The following is an 18,612-nucleotide window of genomic DNA, read 5'->3' as shown; positions in this document are numbered from 1 at the left end:
CCCTGAGGGACTGCGTTCACGTTCCCGTGGCTCAGTGGTCGCACGCCCAGCCGCTTGACGCGGTCTTTGCCTGCGCTTGGGCGCGCAATGAACGTACCGCTTCCGCGGGATCCTTGGCGCCGTAGACGGCCGAGCCCGCGACGAAGACATCGGCGCCGGCCTCGGCGCAGCGCTCGATCGTCTCGGCCGAGACACCGCCGTCGACCTGCAGCCACATCTCCAGGCCGTGCTTGGCGATGAGCTCACGGGTGCGGCGGATCTTGGGCAGCATGATGTCCAGGAAAGCCTGGCCGCCGAAGCCGGGCTCGACCGTCATGATCAGCAGCATGTCGAGCTCGGGGAGCAGGTCCTCGAACGGCTCGATCGGCGTCGCGGGCTTCAGCGCCATGGAGGCGCGGGCGCCCTTCGCGCGGATCTCGCGGGCGAGCCGGACCGGCGCGGCGGCGGCCTCGGCGTGGAAGGTGACCGATCCGGCGCCCGCCTCGACGTACTGCGGCGCCCAGCGATCGGGGTCCTCGATCATCAGATGGCAGTCCAGGGGCGTGTCCGTCGCACGGGCCAGTGACTCTACGACCGGCACACCGAGAGTCAGGTTCGGGACGAAGTGGTTGTCCATCACGTCGACATGGAGCCAGTCGGCGCCTTCTGTGCCTGAAACGGACTTCGCCTCCTCGGCAAGACGGGCGAAGTCCGCGGACAGGATGCTGGGGTTGATCTGCACGGCCATGCCCCAAGCCTGCCATGCCCGGCGCACGTCGCCGACCGCAGTCCACCGCACGGGCACAGCGGCTCCCGCGCGCACCCGCCGAGTGCCATGCTGGGCGGTCCAGCGGCACCGCGCACGGCAAGCGGGGGGAAGCCATGGCGGACGGACGGCGGCAGGAGCGGCGCGGGGTCGCGTGGCTGGTGTGCGGGCGGCGCACCAAGTGGCTGGTGGTGCTGTTCTGGCTGGCGGTGCTGATCGTCGCCGCGCCGCTCGCCCAGAAGCTCACCGGCGCCCAGGAGAACGACGCGGAGTCCTGGCTGCCCGGCTCCGCGGAATCCACCCAAGTCCTGGACATCTCCGCCGACTTCAGGCCCGAGGCGATCCCCGTCATCGTCGTGTACGCCCGCGAAGACGGCCTCACCGCGGCGGACCGCGCACGGATCGCCGAGGACGTGCGGCAGGCGAAGGCGCTGCGCGACCACGGGACCCGGGGCGCCGAGACCCGCGGCCCCGTCTACGACAAGAAGGCGGGCGCCGAGGCGGCCCAGGTGTTCGTCCCGATCACCATGGACGCGGAGGGCTGGGAGCGCATCGGTCCGGCCGTCGACGCCGTCCGGGAGCGAGTCGGCGACGGCGGCGACGGGCTGGCCGTGCACGTCACCGGCCCTGGTGGCACGGCCGCGGACTCCGCCGAGGCCTTCGAGGGCATCGACTCGACGCTGCTGCTCGCGGCGGCGGGCATCGTCGTCGTGATCCTGCTGTTCACCTACCGCAGCCCGACGCTGCTCCTGGCCCCGCTGCTCGCCGTGATCACCGCGCTGTTCACGGCCCAGGCCCTCATCTACCTGCTCGCCGAACACGCGGACCTCACCGTCAACGGCCAGAGCGCGGGCATCCTGACCGTGCTCGTGTTCGGCGCGGGGACGGACTACGCGCTGCTCCTGGTCGCTCGCTATCGCGAAGAACTGCGCCGCCACGAGGACCGCCACGAGGCGATGGCGCTCGCCCTGCACCGGGCAGGACCCGCGGTCCTCGCGTCCGGCGCGACCGTCGTCCTGAGCATGCTGGTGCTGCTCGCCGCCGAGATGAACTCGACGAGCGGCCTCGGCCCGGTCGCCGCGATCGGCGTCACGGTGGGCCTCCTGGCGATGCTGTCGCTCTTCCCCGCCCTCCTCGTCATCTTCGGCCGGTGGTTCTTCTGGCCGCTGATCCCGCACGTCGGCTCCCCCGAGCCGACCGAGCGCGGCGTCTGGGCGCGCACGGGCCGGCGCATCGACCGCCGCCCGCGGCTGATCTGGGGCATCACGGCGGCGGCCCTCGCCCTGCTCTCCCTCGGGCTGCTGCAGCTGCGGGCCGAGGGGCTCAGCAACGCCGACGCGTTCACCGACAAACCGGACTCGATCACCGGCCAGGAGGTGCAGGCGAGGTACTTCCCCGCGGGCTCCGGCGACCCGCTGGTCGTCGTGACCGACTCGGCGCGGGGCGACGACGTCGCCGAGGCCGTCCGGAAGACCCGGGGCGTGGTGCCCGACAGCGTCGCCCGCCCGCCGGGGACCAAGGCCGAGCACGACGGCAAGGTGCTGTTCGAGGCGACGGCGGCCGACCCGTCCGACAGCGCGGCCGCCAAGCGGACCGTGGAGCGGGTGCGCGACGCCGTCCACGCCGTCCCGGACGCGGACGCGCGGGTGGGCGGCGGCACGGCGGCCCTGCTCGACATGGACCGCGCCACGGCCCACGACAACAAGCTGATCATCCCGCTGGTCCTGGTCGTGGTCCTGCTGATCCTCGCCGTGCTGCTGCGCGCCGTGGTCGCCCCGCTCCTCCTGATCGCCACGGTGGTCCTGTCCTTCGCCACCGCGCTCGGCCTGAGCGCGCTCGCCTTCCGCCACCTCTTCGACTACGCGGGCGAGCCGACCGACTTCCCGCTCTTCGTCTTCGTGTTCCTGGTGGCGCTCGGCATCGACTACAACATCTTCCTGTCGACCCGCATCCGCGAGGAGGCGGGCCACCAGGGCACCCGCGCGGGCGTCCTGACGGGCCTCGCCGCGACCGGCGCGGTGATCACCTCGGCGGGCCTGGTCCTCGCGGGCACGTTCGCCGCGCTCGGCACGCTCCCGATGGTCGCGTTCGCCGAGATCGGCTTCGCGGTGGCGCTCGGCGTCCTGCTCGACACGTTCGTCGTACGGTCGATCCTCGTCACGTCACTGTTCCTGGACGTGGGTCCGAAGGTGTGGTGGCCGCACGCGCTGGCCGCACGGCCCGAACCGGACCGCACGGAACCACCGGACCGTACGGAGTCGGAGGCGGTCAGGCCGTCCGGCGAATGAGCGCCAGATACATCGCGTCCGTCCCGTGCAGATGCGGCCACAACTGCACGTCGGGCCCGTCCCCCAGCGCCGGAACACCCGGCAACAGCGGCCGCGCGTCGATGAGTTCGGCGCCGCCGGTCTGCTTGAGCACGTCGTCCACGACGGCCCGCGTCTCGGCGAGGTGCGGCGAGCACGTGGCGTAGCCGACGACACCGCCGACACGGACGGACTCCAACGCCGTGCGCAGCAGCCCGCGTTGGAGCGGGGCGAAGCCGTCCAGGTCCTGCGGGCGGCGGCGCCAGCGGGCCTCGGGGCGGCGGCGCAGCGCGCCGAGCCCGGTGCACGGCACGTCCATCAGGACGCGGTCGAAGGTGCCGGGCCGCCACGGCGGACGGGTGCCGTCCGCCGCGATGACCTGGTAGGGGCCGGGGTTGCCCGCGAGCGCCTGCGCGACGAGACCGGCCCGGTGCGGCTGCTTCTCGGAGGCGACGAGCCTGGCGCCCCGCTGGGCGGCGAGGCCGGCGAGCATGGCCGCCTTGCCGCCGGGACCCGCGCAGCCGTCGAGCCACTTCTCGTCGGAGCCGTCGAGCGGCACGTTCGCCAGCGCGAGCGCGACCAGCTGGCTGCCCTCGTCCTGCACGCCCGCACGCCCCTCGCGCACCGCCTCCAGGGAGCCCGGCTCACCGCCTTCGCTCATCCGCACGGCATACGGCGACCAGCGCCCCGGCAGCGCGGAGTCCTCGCCGACGGAGTCGAGGAGGTCGTCGGCGGTGGTACGGCCGGGCCGCGCCACCAGCGTCACCTCGGGCCGTTCGTTGTCCGCCTCCAAGAGGTCCTCGATGCCGGCGCGGCCGCCGCCGAGCGCGTCCCACAGCGCCGAGACGACCCAGCGGGGATGCGAGTGGACGACGGCGAGGTGTTCCTCGGCGTCCTCGTCGTAGGGCGGCGCGACCTTCTCCACCCAGGCGTCGAGATCGTGCTGCGCGACCTTGCGCAGCACGGCGTTGACGAACTTGGCCCGCCCGTCGCCGAGGACGACGCGCGCCAGCTCCACGGAGGCGGAGACGGCGGCGTGCGTCGGGATGCGCGTGCCGAGCAGCTGGTGCACGCCGAGGTTGAGCACGTCGAGGACCGGCGGATCGACCTCGCGCAGCGGCCGGTCGATGCAGGCCGCCACGATCGCGTCGTACGTCCCCTGCCTACGCAGCGTGCCGTAGACCAGCTCGGTGGCGAGCGCCGCGTCCCGCGCGTCGAAGTTCTCGTCCTTCTCCCTGGCCTTGCGCAGCAGGGGCGGCAGGACGAGGTTCGCGTAGGCGTCGCGCTCGTCCACGGCCCGCAGCGCCTCGAAGGCGAGGATGCGGACCGGGTCCTTCTGCGGGCGGCGGTAGGGCTTCCCCGGCTTGACGGGCTTACCGGACTTGCCGGACTTGCCTGCCGGGTTACGGGGTCGCCGGTTCGGCTGGTCGTTCACAAGGTGCTCCGCTGCTGGTACGGGTCGAACCCACCTAGCCTACGTCGCCCGCGCCCACCCGCTCGCCGGAGGCGATCCGCACCCCGCGCGCCCAGTCCGCGCCGCGCATCGGCTTCTTGCCCTGCGGCTGGACCCAGAGCAGCTCGACGGCGTGCGATCCGGAACCCACGTACACGTTGTTCTTGGCGGCCGACAGCTCACCGGGCGCGAGATCCGTGCGGTCCGGGACCTGCGCGGCCTGGATGATCTTCAGCCGCTCGCCGCGGAACACCGTCCAGGCGCCCGGCGCGGGCGTGCAGCCGCGGACGACGCGGTCCACCCGCAGCGCGGGCGCCGCCCAGTCCACCTGCGCGTCCTCGACCGTGAGCTTGGGGGCGAGGGTGACGCCGTCGGCGGGCTGCGGCACCGCCTTCAGGCTGCCGTCCTCGATGCCGTCCATGGTCGCGACGAGCAGCCCCGAGCCCGCGAAGGCGAGCCGGGTCAGCAGGTCACCGCTGGTGTCGGTGGGCCGCACCTCCTCGGTGACCGTCCCGTACACCGGACCGGAGTCGAGGCCCTGTTCGATCAGGAAGGTGGAGGCGCCGGTGATCTCGTCGCCCGCCAGCACCGCGTGCTGCACCGGTGCGGCGCCGCGCCAGGCGGGCAGCAGTGAGAAGTGCAGGTTGACCCAGCCGTGGGCCGGGATGTCCAGGGCGACCTTGGGCAGCAGCGCGCCGTAGGCGACGACGGGACAGCAGTCGGGGCCGATCTCCCGCAGCCGCGCCAGGAACTCCTCGTCGCGCGGCTTCGCGGGCTTGAGCACCTCGATGCCGGCCTCCTCCGCACGCTCCGCGACCGGGCTCGCCACCAGCCTGCGGCCCCGGCCCGCGGGCGCGTCCGGGCGGGTCACGACGGCGGCCACCTCGTGCCGGTCGGAGGCGATCAGGGCGTCCAGGGCGGGGACGGCGACCTCGGGAGTGCCTGCGAAGACGAGCTTCACTGAGGGGTACCTCGGATCTCTGGTCAGTGGTGGTCAGTGGGGTGGGGCGACGGCAGCGCACCAGTCTATGGGCCGCTCCGGGAGCGCGCCCCGGACGGTCTTCCCGAGGCCTGGGGTTGACGCTCCTGGGGGCGTACGAAGCGGCGCGCGCCCCGTGCATATGCGCATACGCCCCTGCACCGTGACCCCACACGAGCTAGCGCGTTGGTCAAGAAAGAGTTGACCACAACGGGCCACCGATGCGGCCCGATCCTTTTCAACGCCGGTTCGAGAGGCTTGTTCATGGCCGACCACGCAACCCACGACGCCCAGGCACGAGCCAGCCTGCACCTCCTGGTGCGGGACATCGAGCGGGTCCGCCGGCAGGTGGATGCACTGCGCACCCTGACCGCCCAGCTCGGCAACGTCTACCGCCCGCGCCGCTCCAGCCCCTCCGCGGGCTTCGTCGTGTACGGGCGGGCTCCCGCCCCGACCGTCCGCCTCGCCCAGGAACTGCGGGACAGCGTCGAGACGCTGGTCACCGCGGCGGTGGACTTCGACCGTTCGCTCGGCTTCTCGTGGGACGCGGTGGGCTCGGCCCTCGGCGTCACCAAGCAGGCGGTCCACCGCCGGTACGGCGCGCGCCGGGCCACCACGCAGGCGGCGGCCGAGGCGGAGCGCGCCGCGGAGACCCCGGCGCCGGCCGTGACGTCCACGGTGACGTCCACGGCCACGCGACCGCTCCCGGTCGGCGTCCCGCTGCCGTCCGTCCCCGCCGCCCGCACGATGCCGACCCAGCCCACCGCGGGCAGCCCCACACTCCGCGACGAGCCCAGGCCGAACGCCTTCCCGGGCCCGCGCAACGGCTGACGTGCGTCGGCCGACGCCCACCGCCCGGCCCACGCGTCGGCTGACGCACACCGGCCAGCCCACGTCACGGCTGACGTGCGTCGGCTGACGCACACCGGCCAGCCCGCGCCACGGCTGACGCACACAGCCGCAGTCCGCGCGACGGAGGAGGCGCGACGGCTGACGCACATGGCCGCCACCCGCGCGTCGGCTGACACGCAACGGCGGCCGCACACCGCCCGCCGCAGTCCGCAGTCCGCAGTCCGCAGTCCGCAGTCCGCACAACGGCTAACGCACCCGGCCGCCGCCCGCGCAACGACCGACGCCCACCGCCAACCCATCTCTCCCCCCCCCGACCGCTGCCCCCTCGTTCCTCCGCCAAGGGCGAGGGGGCAGCTCCGTGCCGTCATCCGTCCGACGCGGTCACCCGATGTCCGGCGGATCCACCCGGACCCGCACCGCCTCGCCCCCCGCCTCCCGAGCGCCCTTGGCCCCCCGGGCCATCCGCGCGGCCTGCGCCACCTTCAAGGAGGCGGCGAGAGCGGAACCGCTGCCCGGCGGCACCCGGATCAGCACCCGCTCCCACGCCTCTCCGGCGGACGCACCAGCAGCAGCACCAGCCCCCGCACCCCGCCGCGAACCCCCGGCACCGGGGGCGGGACCCCCACCCCCGTCCCACACCGGAACAGGCCCCAACACCACCGCGTCCGGCGGCAGTTCCGCGGCGGACAGGAACTCCGCGAGCGCCTCGGGCGGTCCGGACACCGCCGCCATCCGCGACACCGGCGGAAACCCGAGCTCGGCCCGCTCGGCGAGCTCCCGCACCGCGTGCCCCACGGGATCCCACCGCACCAGCGCCTGCACGGGCCGCAGCGTCGGCTCGGCGACCACCACCACCGTGCCGCCCGCGCCCTGCGGCCGGACGAGCGAGGAGGCCCCGATCCACCGGCGCAGCGCGTCCTCGCCCGCCCGCAGGTCGGGCCGCCCGAGCATCGCCCACCCGTCGAGCAGCAGCGCGGCCGCGTAACCGCCCTCGGCGACGGGCTCCGCCCCCGGTGTACTGACCACGAGCGCCGGCGCGTCCGGCACCGTGTCGAGGACCTGCTCCCGGCCCGACGTCCGCACCGGCACCGCGGGGAACGCCCGCCCCAGCTCCTCGGCGGTCCGGCGCGCCCCGACGACCTGCGCCCGCAGCCGGAAGGCGCCGCAGGCCTCGCAGTGCCAGGCCGCTTCCTCCACCCCGCACCAGCCGCACCGCAGGGCGGCACCGCTCTCCTGCGCCTCCAGCGGCCCGGCGCACCGCCGGCAGCGCGCGGGCTCACGGCACCGCTCGCAGGCGAGCCTCGGCACATAGCCGCGGCGCGGCACCTGCACCAGAACGGGACCGTGCTTCAGCCCCTCCCGCGCGACCTGCCACGCCAGCGACGGCAGCCGCGCGGCGCGCGCCGCCTCGTCCCGCGCCAGGTCACCGTCGCCCACGGTCCGCACGAGCGGAGCGGCCCCCCGCACCTGCTCGCGGTCGGCGACGAGCGGCGCGGCCCACCCGCTCTCGACAAGCTGCGCCGCCTCCACGGTGCAGCTCCAACTCCCCAGCAGGAAGCCGCACTTGTCCCGCGTGGCCCGAAGCTCCAGGACTTCCCGCACGTGCGGAAAGGGCGCGCGGTCGTCGCTGTGGCTGGAGTCCCCGTCGTCCCAGACGACGACCAGGCCCAGGTCCCGGACCGGCGCGAACATCGCGGCCCGGGTGCCGACGACGGCACGCACGGCCCCGCGCCGCACGGAGAGCCACTCCTGATACCGCCGCTCCTGCCCGGCGTCCGCGGTCAGCAGCGCGTGCTGCCCCGGACCGAGCAGTCCGGTGAGCGCGGCGTCCACGCGCGCGGCGGGCCGCCCGGTCGGTACGACGACGAGCGCGCCGCGCCCCGAGGCGAGCGTGGCCTGCACGGCGCGGGCGATCTCCTCGGCCCACTGCGGCCCGGGCAGCGCGGTCCACACGGCACGCGGCGCGCCTCCCGCGGCAAGGGCCCGCAGGAACTCGGGCCCGTGCCCGTACCGCCGCCAGGTCCCCGCGTCGGGGGCGGCCGGCGGGGCCGGCGGCTCGGGCGACACCCGCGCCTCGGCCCGCGCGTGCCGCGGCGGAACCGCCAGCTGCAGCACATCGGCGAGGCTGCCCGCATACCGGTCGGCGACGGCCCGCGCCAACTCAAGCAGCCCGGGCGACAGCACGGGCTCAGGAGACACGACCTGCGCGAGCGCGGCCAACGGCCCCCTGTACTCGGTCTCGGCGCACCGCTCGACGATGAACCCGTCGATCAGACCGCCGCCCTCGCGCCGCCCGTCCCGCACGTTCCGCGCCCCGGCCCCGAACCGCACCCGCACCCGCACCCCGGGCTGCGCCGCGTCGTCCAGCTCCTCGGGCACGGCGTAGTCGAAATACCGGTCGAGATGGAGCACGCCCTTGTCGACGAGCACCCGCGCCACCGGCAGCTCCTTGGCCAGCGCGGCCCCCCGCCACGTCCGCGGCTTGGCCCGCGGCACCTTGGCCTTGCGCACCGACTCCCGAATGAGCGCAAGCTGCTCCGGCTCCTCGTCTCCCCCCACCCCGGACCCTTCGTTCTCCCTGCTCACAGCTGCATTCCTACCAGACCCCACTGACACCCGACCGGTCGCGAACGTCGAGCGGCGACAGCATGGACCAGCCACGCCAGTGGCCGGTTCGGCCATCTCGACAGCGGTCTGGCCGTCAGGTTGCCTTCCACCTCGGAAAGGAAGCGCAGGTCAAAGTGGAAACGGGAAACACAGTCCACGGGCTTGCCGGTGTCATCGCGCGGGCACGACGCTGACGTCCACCGATGGATGCCCGGCATCGCCTGGGCATGGGGCAGATGGGAGTTCCTGTGCAGGAACAACCGGCGAGGTTCGGAGCCGAGCTCCGCCGCGCCCGAATAGCGGCCGGTCTCACGCTCACAGAACTCGCTGCGGCGGTCCACTACAGCAAGGGCCAGATCAGCAAGGTAGAAACCGGGAAGAAGCGGCCCAGCCTTGGATTGGCCAGGCTCTGTGATGCGGCGCTGCACACCGATGGCGTCCTGGTCTCACTCGTCCCGACAAGGCCTCGGAGGGCAGACGGTCCACTGGCCGAAATGGGCACGAAGCGTGCGATGGGGCCGAGCAGGCGACATGCGATGGCCGTCGGCGCGGCCTCGCTCCTAGCCATACCGGAGGCTGCCGCCCCAGCCGGGGCGGCCGAGCCGATGGGCTCGAATCTCCTGGAAATCTCCTATGCCCTGTTCCATCAGTACCGCCGCCTCGGGCAGATGTCTCCGGCGAGTACCATCCTGCCCGGCCTCGCTGAGCAGACGGATTCACTGTGCGTACTTGCTGCCCGAACCGGCCCACGCACCGGCCGAAAATTATGGGGCCTCGCGGCCCGTTACGCGGAGTATGCCGGCTGGATGGCGGAGGAGTCCGGTGACGACGAAGCGGCGCTGCGCTGGACAGACCATGCCGTCGACCTGGCCGACATCGCCGGCGAGCAGGATCTGGCGTCCTACGCGCTGGTGCGTCGAGCTTTGATCACGTATTACCAGGGAAACTCCGCCGACACGATCGCCCTGGCCGCGCGCGCCCGCTCGCCGCGGCTCGTCCACCGCATCCGCGGGCTCGCCGCGCAGCGCGAGGCCCAGGGCCACGCGTTGGCGGGCGATTACGACTCCGCTATGCGCGCTCTGGACTCGGCGCGCGAGCTCCTCTCCACGGCCGCCAGCGAGACCGGCGCCCCGACCCTGGGGACCACGCACCTCGGGAACCCCGCCGACATGATCACCGGATGGTGTCTGGTGGACCTCGGCAGGCCGCGGGAGGCCGCCGAACACTTGGATCGCGAATGCGTCCGCATCCCGGGGCATGCCCTGCGCACTCAAGCGAGATACGGCGTGCGCCGTGCCCTCGCGCACGCGGCCGCCGGGGAGCTTGACTACGCCTGCGAACTGGCGGGCAGTCTTCTGCGGACCACGAGCTGTGTGGGCTCGGCGACCATCACCACCGATCTCCGCCGACTCGAACGCGCCCTGGCCCGCCATCCACACCGCCCGGCATTCCTGGCGATTTCCCCGCACCTCACCGCAGCGCTCACGCCTCTCGGTCACTGAGCGAAATCTCCCCATCCCACCCGGAGAAAGAGGTCGTTCCGCCATGCCCGACGTCTTTGTGAACTACCGCACAGGTGACGGCGACCAGACCGCCACGACCCTGCACAACAAGCTCACGGCCCGGTTCGGTAAGGACCGGATCTTCCGTGCGAGCCAGTCCATCCGACCCGGCGCATTCTTCGACGATGAGCTGACGCGCGGAGTCCGCCGAAGCGGCGTACTCCTGGCCGTCATCGGCCCCGACTGGATCGGCCACCCAGCCCTGCACCGTACGGACGACTGGGTGCGCAAAGAGATCCTGGAAGCATTTCGCTGCGGCATACCCGTGATACCGATCCTGGCTGGGCGCCGCACCGAACGGCCTACGAGAAGTTGCCTTCCCAAGCCTCTCGCCCGCCTCGCCGACTGCCAGACGCTGAGGTACGACAACCAGAACGACGCGTACGACATGCAGCGCATCGGCGACGCGCTCACCGATCTGATCCCGGAACTGGCGAAAGCCGAAGAGGTCGCGGCCAAGAACTCCTCCTTGAATGCTGCACAGAACACCGTGGACACCGCGTACGGCGGCACCGTCGTCCAGGCCGGCACCGTCCACGGTGACGCGGGCACTGTCATCAGGGGCTCGCAGGGGCCCGTCCACACAGGCCCTGGCAATCTCTACAACAACTCGGCGCACGTCACCGGCGACGACTCGATTTCAACTTTCGTCGCGGGCGACAATCACGGCGGCATTCGGCAGGACTTCGGTGCGGCACGGAGTGGGCGAGACAAGGACGACGAACGGTGAGTGGCGACTCCCATACGGGGTTCTCAGGCCCGACCGGGGCCGTCAACAGCGGACCCGGGGACATGTACGTCACATTGACGTCGGAAAACCTGCTGAAGGCCCCGCCCACCGCACGCCGACGGGTGGCCGAAAGTCAACTGCGCCATCTTCAGCAGCAATTCGCCCGGCCAGCGCACTTCAACTCCGCCTACGACGTTTTGGAGTCCCGCGGCATCCTCTTCCTCGACGGAGCTCCGGGCAGCGGAAGAAGTTCCGCTGCCCGTGTCTTGTTGTGTGAACTGCCCCGCTCGACAGGGACCTATCACGAACTCAGCACCGAATTGGACGAAGGAAAGGGGGCGCGTCTGTCACCGGACGACATCGGTGAGCAGGACCGCATGCTCCTCGACCTGTCAGCCGCCGACGAAAGCCTCTGGAACACCGTCCAGACACAGCTGTGGGACTTCTACCACACAGTGCAGAGAAAGCAGGCCCACCTGGCCGTCGTTCTCCCGGCGCTGCAGCCGAACCGACTGGCGCCCGAATTCCTCGCACTACGCAAGAAGATCGAGCGACCGGACGGCATGGAAGTGATCATCCGCCATCTCCGCTGCGGCGGTCTGGACGTCAGAATCTGCGACCCACCTCCCCGGGTCCTGCTCTCCTTCGTCGAGAAGGAGCCACCGATGCGGGAGCTGGCGCTGCTGGGGGACCGAATCCTGTCCGTGCGGGCGGCGGAGCACGAGCAAAACACCTTCGACGCCTGGTGCGCGCGGGCCGTCGCGGCACAGACCGACCGCGGACCCGAGGTCGCTGCACTCGTCCCCCACTTACGCAAAGGGGCCCAGCGCGCCCTGCTCCTGTCGTCGGCGCTCCTCCACGGCGCACGGTCCGAGGCCGTGCACCAGGCCACGGCGGCCCTGCTCTCAGCCGTCGGAGCCCCTGCGGAGGTTCGCCCCCTCCTGGAACACCCGGGCCTCGACGAACGCCTGGCGACTATCGACGCCCTCTCGGACGAGAACTGCCGAGTCACCTTCGAGAGGCTCGGCTTCGCAGCTGCGGTGCGTCGGCACTTCTGGACCACCAGGCCGGACCTCAGACCTCCCTTGCGCACCTGGGTCGGCCAAGTCCACGCCCTGCCCGATCTCGCCGACGCCGACCGGGACAGTCTGGTCCGACGCTTCACCGATCTCTGTCTGTCGACCCAGGACGCAGGGGAGCTGATCGCTCTCGTCGAACTCTGGACTCGCGATTCGGCGCCAAGGGAGCAGTGGCGAGCTGCGGCACAGCTTCTCGAGCGGAGCGTCCCCAGCGAAGCGTGTGGCGGGAAGCTGAGGCGTCAGATCTACGACTGGTCCAAACGCCAACTGTCCGACAGCCTGCGCCAAGTACTCGTCGAAGTCTGCGAGAAAGTCATGTCGGTTCGCCACCCCGAAGCCGCACTGGTCCGTCTGCACCACATGGCCCGCCACGAGCGCTCCACGGGAGTTGCCCGGGAAGCCCTCCTGCGGTACGTCACCAACGACCCCGAGGACCTGCGACTTCGCCGACGGCTCTTGTACCGCCTCGTCTCGTCGTCCGACACCCACCGGTGGCCGGACACCGAATTGTTTCTCGACCTCACCACTCCGGCCAGGCTTCCCAAGCCTTTCCTCCGCTCATCCAACACCCGAAGCTGGCTCACGACGGGATGGGCCGCTGTCTTCGACCGTGCCGAGCGGCGGCGTTGGAGCGCCTGCGCCGACGCGTGGATCTCTGCCGCCGATGTCACCGACGACCATGTGATCGCGGACAGGCTCCTCGACGTCCTGGTGTGCGCGGCCGGCCCCCGATACGCCGTCCTCAACCACCTCTACGCAGCAGCCCGCGAGCACTCTCACCCCGATCTTTCCGCGTTCCTCCTTCGGAAGATCAGCGCGGCACAGGCCACGCGTCTCTCACAGAATCCGACCACGCCACAGCCGCAGGAGGCATCCCCATCATGAGCACCGGCCAGAAGACCGTCTCGGTTTTCCTCACTCTCATCGGCGCACTGCTCGTACTCATCCTCGGTCTCTGCCTCGACTGGCCCCTCTGGGTGTGGCCCGCAGCTGCAGCCGTCCTGCTGTCCACGCTCGCCGTGGCGGCCACGGCCGCTACGCGAGCCCGCAGGCGAGACCTGTTCCCGCCCGGCACGGTGCCCGACCAACCCATCGCTCCGGTCGAGCGCCGCGAGGTGTACGTGGACCGGATCTCCCTGCCCAGTCAGCTGGCGGACTACGACTTCCTGTTCTCGGCCACGATCCGCTGGTGCCCGGCCGATCCCTCAGCCGATGTCTCGCACATCAACGCGGGCGCGCTAGCAATGGACGCCGTCATCGAGCGCGCCCGAGCTGTGACGTCGGGCCGCAAGCCCTTCAGAAGCTCCCTCGTCCAGCATGAGCTCAGCGGCGCTCTGGGGGTCATGGAAACGGGGCCGGGGGGCCACATCCGCGCTATGGCCTTGGATGTCGTCCTCGTTCTCCCGGAAGACGACCAGCAGCGGCTGGAGCGGCTCGCCGCCATCCGCAAGAACGAGGACCTCTGGGAACACGAGCGCAATTACGAACGCAACAAACGTGAGTACCTGGGCGGCGACGTCCTGCGGGACACCGGCAGTGCGGTCGTGTGGTGGCTCGCGAAGAACGACGACCAGGTGGAGAAGGCAGTCAACGACATAGGCCTGCTGGCCCGTCTCACGTCCGCAGCCAACAACGAAGAAGTCTCCGAGCCATTCCGGCACCTCGTTCCAGAGGCGTTCTCACCGTTCACAGCCGAACCTCCCACGCTCAATGGCTTCGGGGAGTTCAGTGAACCCTCCAGACCACAGGAACCCACCGCGCCGGACCCGGCAAAAACATTCGCAGATTTCGTTCGAGGACTGGGACGCACGCCTGGGGACGAGGAGTGCCTGCTGCTCGCCGAACAAGTGGCCATGAACATCGAGGAGTGGGACGAACACGCGGCCCGCGAGATACGTCGTCGCTTCACCGCAAGGACAGTTTCCGCCGATACGGCATCTCCCAATGGAGCGGAACCGGCCCCGCCCGCTTCCGCATCCTGACCATCTCGCCCTTTTTCAACGGGCTCGGGCCCGGTCCTCCCGAAGGAGAGCCGGGCCCGAGGCCAGGAGCAAGGGGGCTTACAGCCCCGCCGCCTTCCGCAGCGCGTCCACGCGGTCCGTGCGCTCCCACGTGAAGTCGGGGATCGCCCGGCCGAAGTGCCCGTACGCGGCGGTCTGCGAGTAGATCGGGCGGAGCAGGTCGAGGTCGCGGATGATCGCGGCCGGGCGCAGGTCGAAGACCTCGCCGATGGCCGTCTCGATCTTGTCCGTGTCGATCGTGGCCGTACCGAAGGTCTCGACGAAGAGACCGACCGGCTCGGCCTTGCCGATGGCGTACGCGACCTGGACCTCGCAGCGGGCCGCGAGGCCGGCCGCGACGACGTTCTTGGCGACCCAGCGCATCGCGTAGGCGGCGGAGCGGTCCACCTTGGACGGGTCCTTGCCGGAGAAGGCGCCGCCGCCGTGGCGGGCCATGCCGCCGTACGTGTCGATGATGATCTTGCGGCCGGTCAGGCCGGCGTCGCCCATCGGGCCGCCGATCTCGAAGCGTCCCGTGGGGTTGACCAGCAGGCGGTAGCCCTCGGTCTCCAGCTTGATGCCGTCCTCAAGGAGGGCCTTCAGCTCGGGCTCGACCACGAACTCCCGGATGTCGGGAGCGAGGAGCGAGTCCAGGTCGATGTCGCTCGCGTGCTGCGAGGAGACCACGACCGTGTCTAGGCGGACGGCCTTGTCGCCGTCGTACTCGATGGTGACCTGGGTCTTGCCGTCGGGGCGGAGGTAGGGGATCGTCCCGTTCTTGCGCACCTCGGAGAGGCGGCGCGAGAGACGGTGCGCGAGGTGGATCGGGAGCGGCATGAGCTCCGGGGTCTCGTCGCAGGCGTACCCGAACATCAGGCCCTGGTCGCCCGCGCCCTGCTTGTCGAGCTCGTCCTCATCGCCCTCGACACGCTTCTCGTACGCCGTGTCGACGCCCTGCGCGATGTCGGGGGACTGCGAGCCGATGGACACCGAGACGCCACAGGAGGCGCCGTCGAAGCCCTTCTTCGAGGAGTCGTAGCCGATTTCGAGGATCTTGTCGCGCACGAGCTGCGCGATCGGCGCGTACGCCTTCGTCGTGACCTCGCCGGCCACGTGGACGAGGCCGGTGGTGATCAGCGTCTCCACGGCGACGCGGGAGGTGGGGTCCTCCCGCAGAAGCGCGTCGAGAATGGTGTCGCTGATCTGGTCAGCGATCTTGTCGGGGTGACCCTCGGTCACAGACTCCGAGGTGAAGAGGCGCCGGGACACATCGCTCCCTGTGGTTGCAGCGGCTGCTGGCTGATCATGGGTGGACGGCCGGGAGCTGCGCCCGGCGTCGTCCGAGACCAGTTTATCGGTCACACTCGGCCGCCGGTCCACATGTCTCGCCACTTGGGAGGCCTGTGACCTGCGGCACTGTCTTGCGCGGTACGACGATCGTCCTCCACAGGGCGGCCTCGCGCCCGTTTTCCCCGGGTTTGAGGCGCCCGATGAGGCGAAGGTGACATTGAGCCCTGCCTGCGGAGACCTCGTCAAGAGAGGCGTCAGAATGTGGCCAAGTTCCGCCAGAAGACGAAAATGGTGTGCGACAGGTGCCCGGGCGGCTGTCAGGAAAGCCGCTGCGCGACCAGGTCCCAGACCGTGTCCGCGAGGGCTTCCTTGGGGCCGTGGGGCACCGGCGTTTCGCTGCCGTCGGCGCCGAGCACGACGGCCTCGTTCTCCTCGGCGCCGAACGTCTTGCGCTCGCCGACCTCGTTGACGACCAACAGGTCGCAGCCCTTGCGGGCGAGCTTGGCGCGGCCGTTGGCCAGGACGTCGTCCGTCTCCGCGGCGAAGCCGACGATCACCTGGCCGGGGCGGGTCCTGTCCCCCGCGATCTCCGCGAGGATGTCGGGGTTGCGGACCAGGGCGATCGGCGCCGGTTCCTGGCCGTCCTTCTTCTTGATCTTCCCGGTCGCGTACGTCTCGGGGCGGAAGTCGGCCACGGCGGCCGCCATCACGACGGCATCGGCGTCCGGCGCGGCCTTCAGGACCGCCTCGCGCAGCTGCACGGCGGTGCCGACCGGCACCACGTCCACGCCCGCCGGGTCGGGCAGCGCCGCGTTGGCCGCGACGAGCGTGACGCGGGCGCCGCGCGCCGCCGCGCTGCGGGCGAGCGCGTAGCCCTGCTTGCCCGAGGAGCGGTTGCCCAGGAAGCGGACGGGGTCGAGCGGCTCGCGGGTGCCGCCGGCACTCACGACGACGTGGCGGCCCGCGAGGTCCTGGGCGAGATCCCCCCGGGCGAGGACGCGGCGTACGACTTCGAAGAGCTCGACGGGGTCGGGGAAGCGGCCCTTGCCGGTGTCGACGCCGGTGAGGCGCCCGACGGCGGGCTCGACGACCAGCGCGCCGCGGCGGCGCAGCGTGGCCACGTTCTCCTGGGTGGCCGGGTGCTCCCACATCTCCGTGTGCATGGCCGGGGCGAAGACCACCGGACAGCGGGCGGTGAGGAGCGTGTTGGTGAGCAGGTCGTCGGCGAGGCCGTGGGCCGCCTTGGCGAGCATGTCGGCGGTGGCGGGGGCGACGATCACGAGGTCGGCGTGCTGCCCGATGCGGACGTGCGGCACCTCGTGGACGTCGGACCAGACCTCGGTCGAGACGGGGTTGCCGGACAGCGCGGACCACGTCGCGGCGCCGACGAAGTGCAGCGCCGACGCGGTCGGCACGACGCGCACGTCATGGCCCGACTCGGTGAGGCGCCGCAGCAGCTCGCACGCCTTGTAGGCGGCGATGCCACCGCTGACCCCCAGGACTACCTTCGGCTTCTCGGCCACTGCCTCTGTCTCCCCGCACTCGGAAACGCACTCGGATGCGTACTGCTCCATGACACACCACAGGCCCGGCAGCCGTGCTGCCGGGCCTGTCGTGAACGTACGAACCGCTTACTGGGCCGGGCCCTCGATGGCCTCGGACGTCAGCAGACCCGCGTTGATCTCGCGGAGCGCGATCGAAAGCGGCTTCTCGTGGACGTGCGTGTCCACGAGGGGGCCGACGTACTCCAGGAGGCCCTCACCGAGCTGCGAGTAGTACGCGTTGATCTGGCGCGCGCGCTTGGCGGCGTAGATCACGAGGCTGTACTTCGAGTCGGTGGCTTCGAGCAGCTCATCAATCGGCGGGTTGATGATGCCCTCGGGCGCGGTGATGGAAGAGGACACTCTTCGCCTTCCGATGGGGTCAAGACCAGAAGGGTCAAGACAGGGGTAAAGATCAAAGAACCTTCATCAAGGCTAGCAGCTCACGAGCCACGTCCTCGACTGAGGTGTTGACCAGGGTCGTGTCGAACTCGGCCTCCGCGGCCAGCTCCACCTTGGCGGCGGCGAGCCTGCGCTCGATCACCTCGGGCGCCTCGGTCCCCCGGCCGGTGAGCCGGCGGACCAGCTCCTCCCAGCTCGGCGGGGCGAGGAAGACCAGCTGCGCCTCGGGCATCGATGCGCGCACCAGGCGCGCGCCCTGCAGGTCGATCTCCAGGAGGACGGGCTCGCCCGCCTCCAGACGCTTGAGGACCGCGTGCCGCGGCGTGCCGTAGCGGTTGCCGGCGAACTCGGCCCACTCCAGCAGCTCACCGTTGGCGATGAGCTTGTCCATCTCTTCGTCGGAGACGAAGAAGTACTGGACGCCGTCCTTCTCACCGGGCCGCGGCTTGCGGGTGGTGGCGGAGACCGAGAGCCAGACCTCGGGGTGTTCTTTGCGCATATGAGCGACGACCGTGCTCTTGCCGACCCCGGAGGGGCCGGAGAGCACGGTCAGCCGCGGACGTACGTCCGGGGGCGCGGGGGTCGTCCCCCGGGATGTTGCAGCCATGCAGCGATTATCCAGGTTCTCAGGAGTGCCTGAGAACATCAGCCCGCGGCACCGCCACCGAACTCTCGCTCGAGCGACGCGATCTGGTTGGAGCCGAGACCGCGCACACGGCGGCTCTCGGAGATGCCAAGACGCTCCATGATCTGCTTGGCGCGGACCTTGCCCACGCCAGGCAGGGACTCCAGGAGGGCGGAGACCTTCATCTTGCCGATGACATCGTTCTCCTGGCCCTGCTTGATGACCTCGTGGAGAGAGGCACCGGAGTGCTTGAGTCGATTCTTGACCTCGGCCCGCTCCCGGCGAGCCGCGGCGGCCTTTTCGAGCGCGGCTGCGCGCTGTTCAGGGGTAAGGGGCGGAAGAGCCACGCCTACGTCACCTCGGATGTCGAACTGTCGGATACGGACCGGTGAGGAACCTAGTCGCCCCACACCTGGTGAGCAACGTGCAACGCGCTTGCCC

Annotated in this window: 15 protein-coding genes; 6 read left to right on the top strand and 9 right to left on the bottom strand. The window is 71.2% G+C overall.

Annotated elements, in window-relative coordinates; translation table 11 throughout:
• Window positions 1–31: 31 nt before the first annotated feature.
• Window positions 32–727 (bottom strand): ribulose-phosphate 3-epimerase, encoded by a 696-nt coding sequence (gene rpe, locus AB0H82_RS20970; RefSeq protein ID WP_362994791.1) that lies wholly within the window; start codon window positions 725–727, stop codon window positions 32–34.
• Window positions 728–861: 134 nt separating this feature from the next.
• On the opposite strand from rpe, the gene AB0H82_RS20965 reads away from it, so the two are divergent.
• Complete coding sequence (locus AB0H82_RS20965) at window positions 862–3,033, top strand: MMPL family transporter (RefSeq protein ID WP_362994789.1); 2,172 nt, start codon at window positions 862–864, stop codon at window positions 3,031–3,033.
• Here the strand turns inward: AB0H82_RS20965 and AB0H82_RS20960 are convergent.
• Window positions 3,014–4,486, bottom strand: coding sequence for a transcription antitermination factor NusB (locus AB0H82_RS20960; protein WP_362994787.1), 1,473 nt, complete (start codon window positions 4,484–4,486; stop codon window positions 3,014–3,016). The two genes, AB0H82_RS20965 and AB0H82_RS20960, sit on opposite strands and share 20 nt — an antisense overlap.
• 34 nt (window positions 4,487–4,520) lie before the next feature.
• Window positions 4,521–5,465, bottom strand: coding sequence for a methionyl-tRNA formyltransferase (gene fmt / locus AB0H82_RS20955; protein ID WP_362994785.1), 945 nt, complete (start codon window positions 5,463–5,465; stop codon window positions 4,521–4,523).
• A 282-nt stretch (window positions 5,466–5,747) separates the two neighbouring features.
• On the opposite strand from fmt, the gene AB0H82_RS20950 reads away from it, so the two are divergent.
• On the top strand, window positions 5,748–6,314 hold the full coding sequence (locus tag AB0H82_RS20950; protein WP_362994783.1) for a hypothetical protein: 567 nt from the start codon (window positions 5,748–5,750) through the stop codon (window positions 6,312–6,314).
• Window positions 6,315–6,716: 402 nt separating this feature from the next.
• Here the strand turns inward: AB0H82_RS20950 and AB0H82_RS20945 are convergent, their stop codons facing one another.
• A complete protein-coding gene (locus AB0H82_RS20945; RefSeq protein ID WP_362994781.1) occupies window positions 6,717–8,921 on the bottom strand; it encodes a primosomal protein N' in 2,205 nt (734 codons plus the stop codon).
• A gap of 224 nt (window positions 8,922–9,145) precedes the next feature.
• Between AB0H82_RS20945 and AB0H82_RS20940 the strand changes: the two genes are divergently transcribed.
• The 4 genes from AB0H82_RS20940 to AB0H82_RS20925 all read left to right on the top strand — a co-directional run bounded on the left by AB0H82_RS20940 (window position 9,146) and on the right by AB0H82_RS20925 (window position 14,295).
• Window positions 9,146–10,444 carry a helix-turn-helix transcriptional regulator gene (locus AB0H82_RS20940; protein WP_362994779.1) on the top strand — a complete coding sequence of 433 codons (1,299 nt, stop codon included), beginning with the start codon at window positions 9,146–9,148 and terminating at the stop codon, window positions 10,442–10,444.
• Window positions 10,445–10,487: 43 nt separating this feature from the next.
• Window positions 10,488–11,234, top strand: coding sequence for a toll/interleukin-1 receptor domain-containing protein (locus AB0H82_RS20935; RefSeq protein WP_362994777.1), 747 nt, complete (start codon window positions 10,488–10,490; stop codon window positions 11,232–11,234).
• Window positions 11,235–11,296: 62 nt separating this feature from the next.
• Window positions 11,297–13,198, top strand: a complete 1,902-nt coding sequence (locus AB0H82_RS20930; RefSeq protein WP_362994775.1) for a hypothetical protein — start codon at window positions 11,297–11,299, stop codon at window positions 13,196–13,198.
• The gene (locus AB0H82_RS20925; RefSeq protein ID WP_362994773.1) at window positions 13,195–14,295 is read left to right on the top strand and encodes a hypothetical protein; all 1,101 of its coding nucleotides are present in this window, start codon (window positions 13,195–13,197) and stop codon (window positions 14,293–14,295) included. Before AB0H82_RS20930 ends, AB0H82_RS20925 begins: the two co-directional genes overlap by 4 nt.
• A 78-nt stretch (window positions 14,296–14,373) precedes the next feature.
• Here the strand turns inward: AB0H82_RS20925 and metK are convergent, their stop codons facing one another.
• The 5 genes from metK to AB0H82_RS20900 form a co-directional block, all read right to left on the bottom strand.
• Window positions 14,374–15,582, bottom strand: a complete 1,209-nt coding sequence (gene metK / locus AB0H82_RS20920; RefSeq protein ID WP_055564207.1) for a methionine adenosyltransferase — start codon at window positions 15,580–15,582, stop codon at window positions 14,374–14,376.
• A gap of 338 nt (window positions 15,583–15,920) precedes the next feature.
• On the bottom strand, window positions 15,921–17,177 hold the full coding sequence (gene coaBC / locus AB0H82_RS20915; protein WP_362994771.1) for a bifunctional phosphopantothenoylcysteine decarboxylase/phosphopantothenate--cysteine ligase CoaBC: 1,257 nt from the start codon (window positions 17,175–17,177) through the stop codon (window positions 15,921–15,923).
• A 57-nt stretch (window positions 17,178–17,234) separates the two neighbouring features.
• Window positions 17,235–17,507 carry a DNA-directed RNA polymerase subunit omega gene (gene rpoZ / locus AB0H82_RS20910; protein ID WP_005319902.1) on the bottom strand — a complete coding sequence of 91 codons (273 nt, stop codon included), beginning with the start codon at window positions 17,505–17,507 and terminating at the stop codon, window positions 17,235–17,237.
• Between the two features lie 52 nt (window positions 17,508–17,559).
• A complete protein-coding gene (gene gmk / locus AB0H82_RS20905) occupies window positions 17,560–18,153 on the bottom strand; it encodes a guanylate kinase (protein ID WP_362994768.1) in 594 nt (197 codons plus the stop codon).
• A gap of 38 nt (window positions 18,154–18,191) precedes the next feature.
• Complete coding sequence (locus AB0H82_RS20900; RefSeq protein WP_055564204.1) at window positions 18,192–18,518, bottom strand: integration host factor; 327 nt, start codon at window positions 18,516–18,518, stop codon at window positions 18,192–18,194.
• Window positions 18,519–18,612: the final 94 nt, after the last annotated feature.

The organism is Streptomyces sp. NPDC050732 (assembly GCF_040654255.1).
Classification (GTDB): Bacteria; Actinomycetota; Actinomycetes; order Streptomycetales; family Streptomycetaceae; genus Streptomyces.
This window is presented reverse-complemented; position numbering and strand designations above follow the sequence as displayed.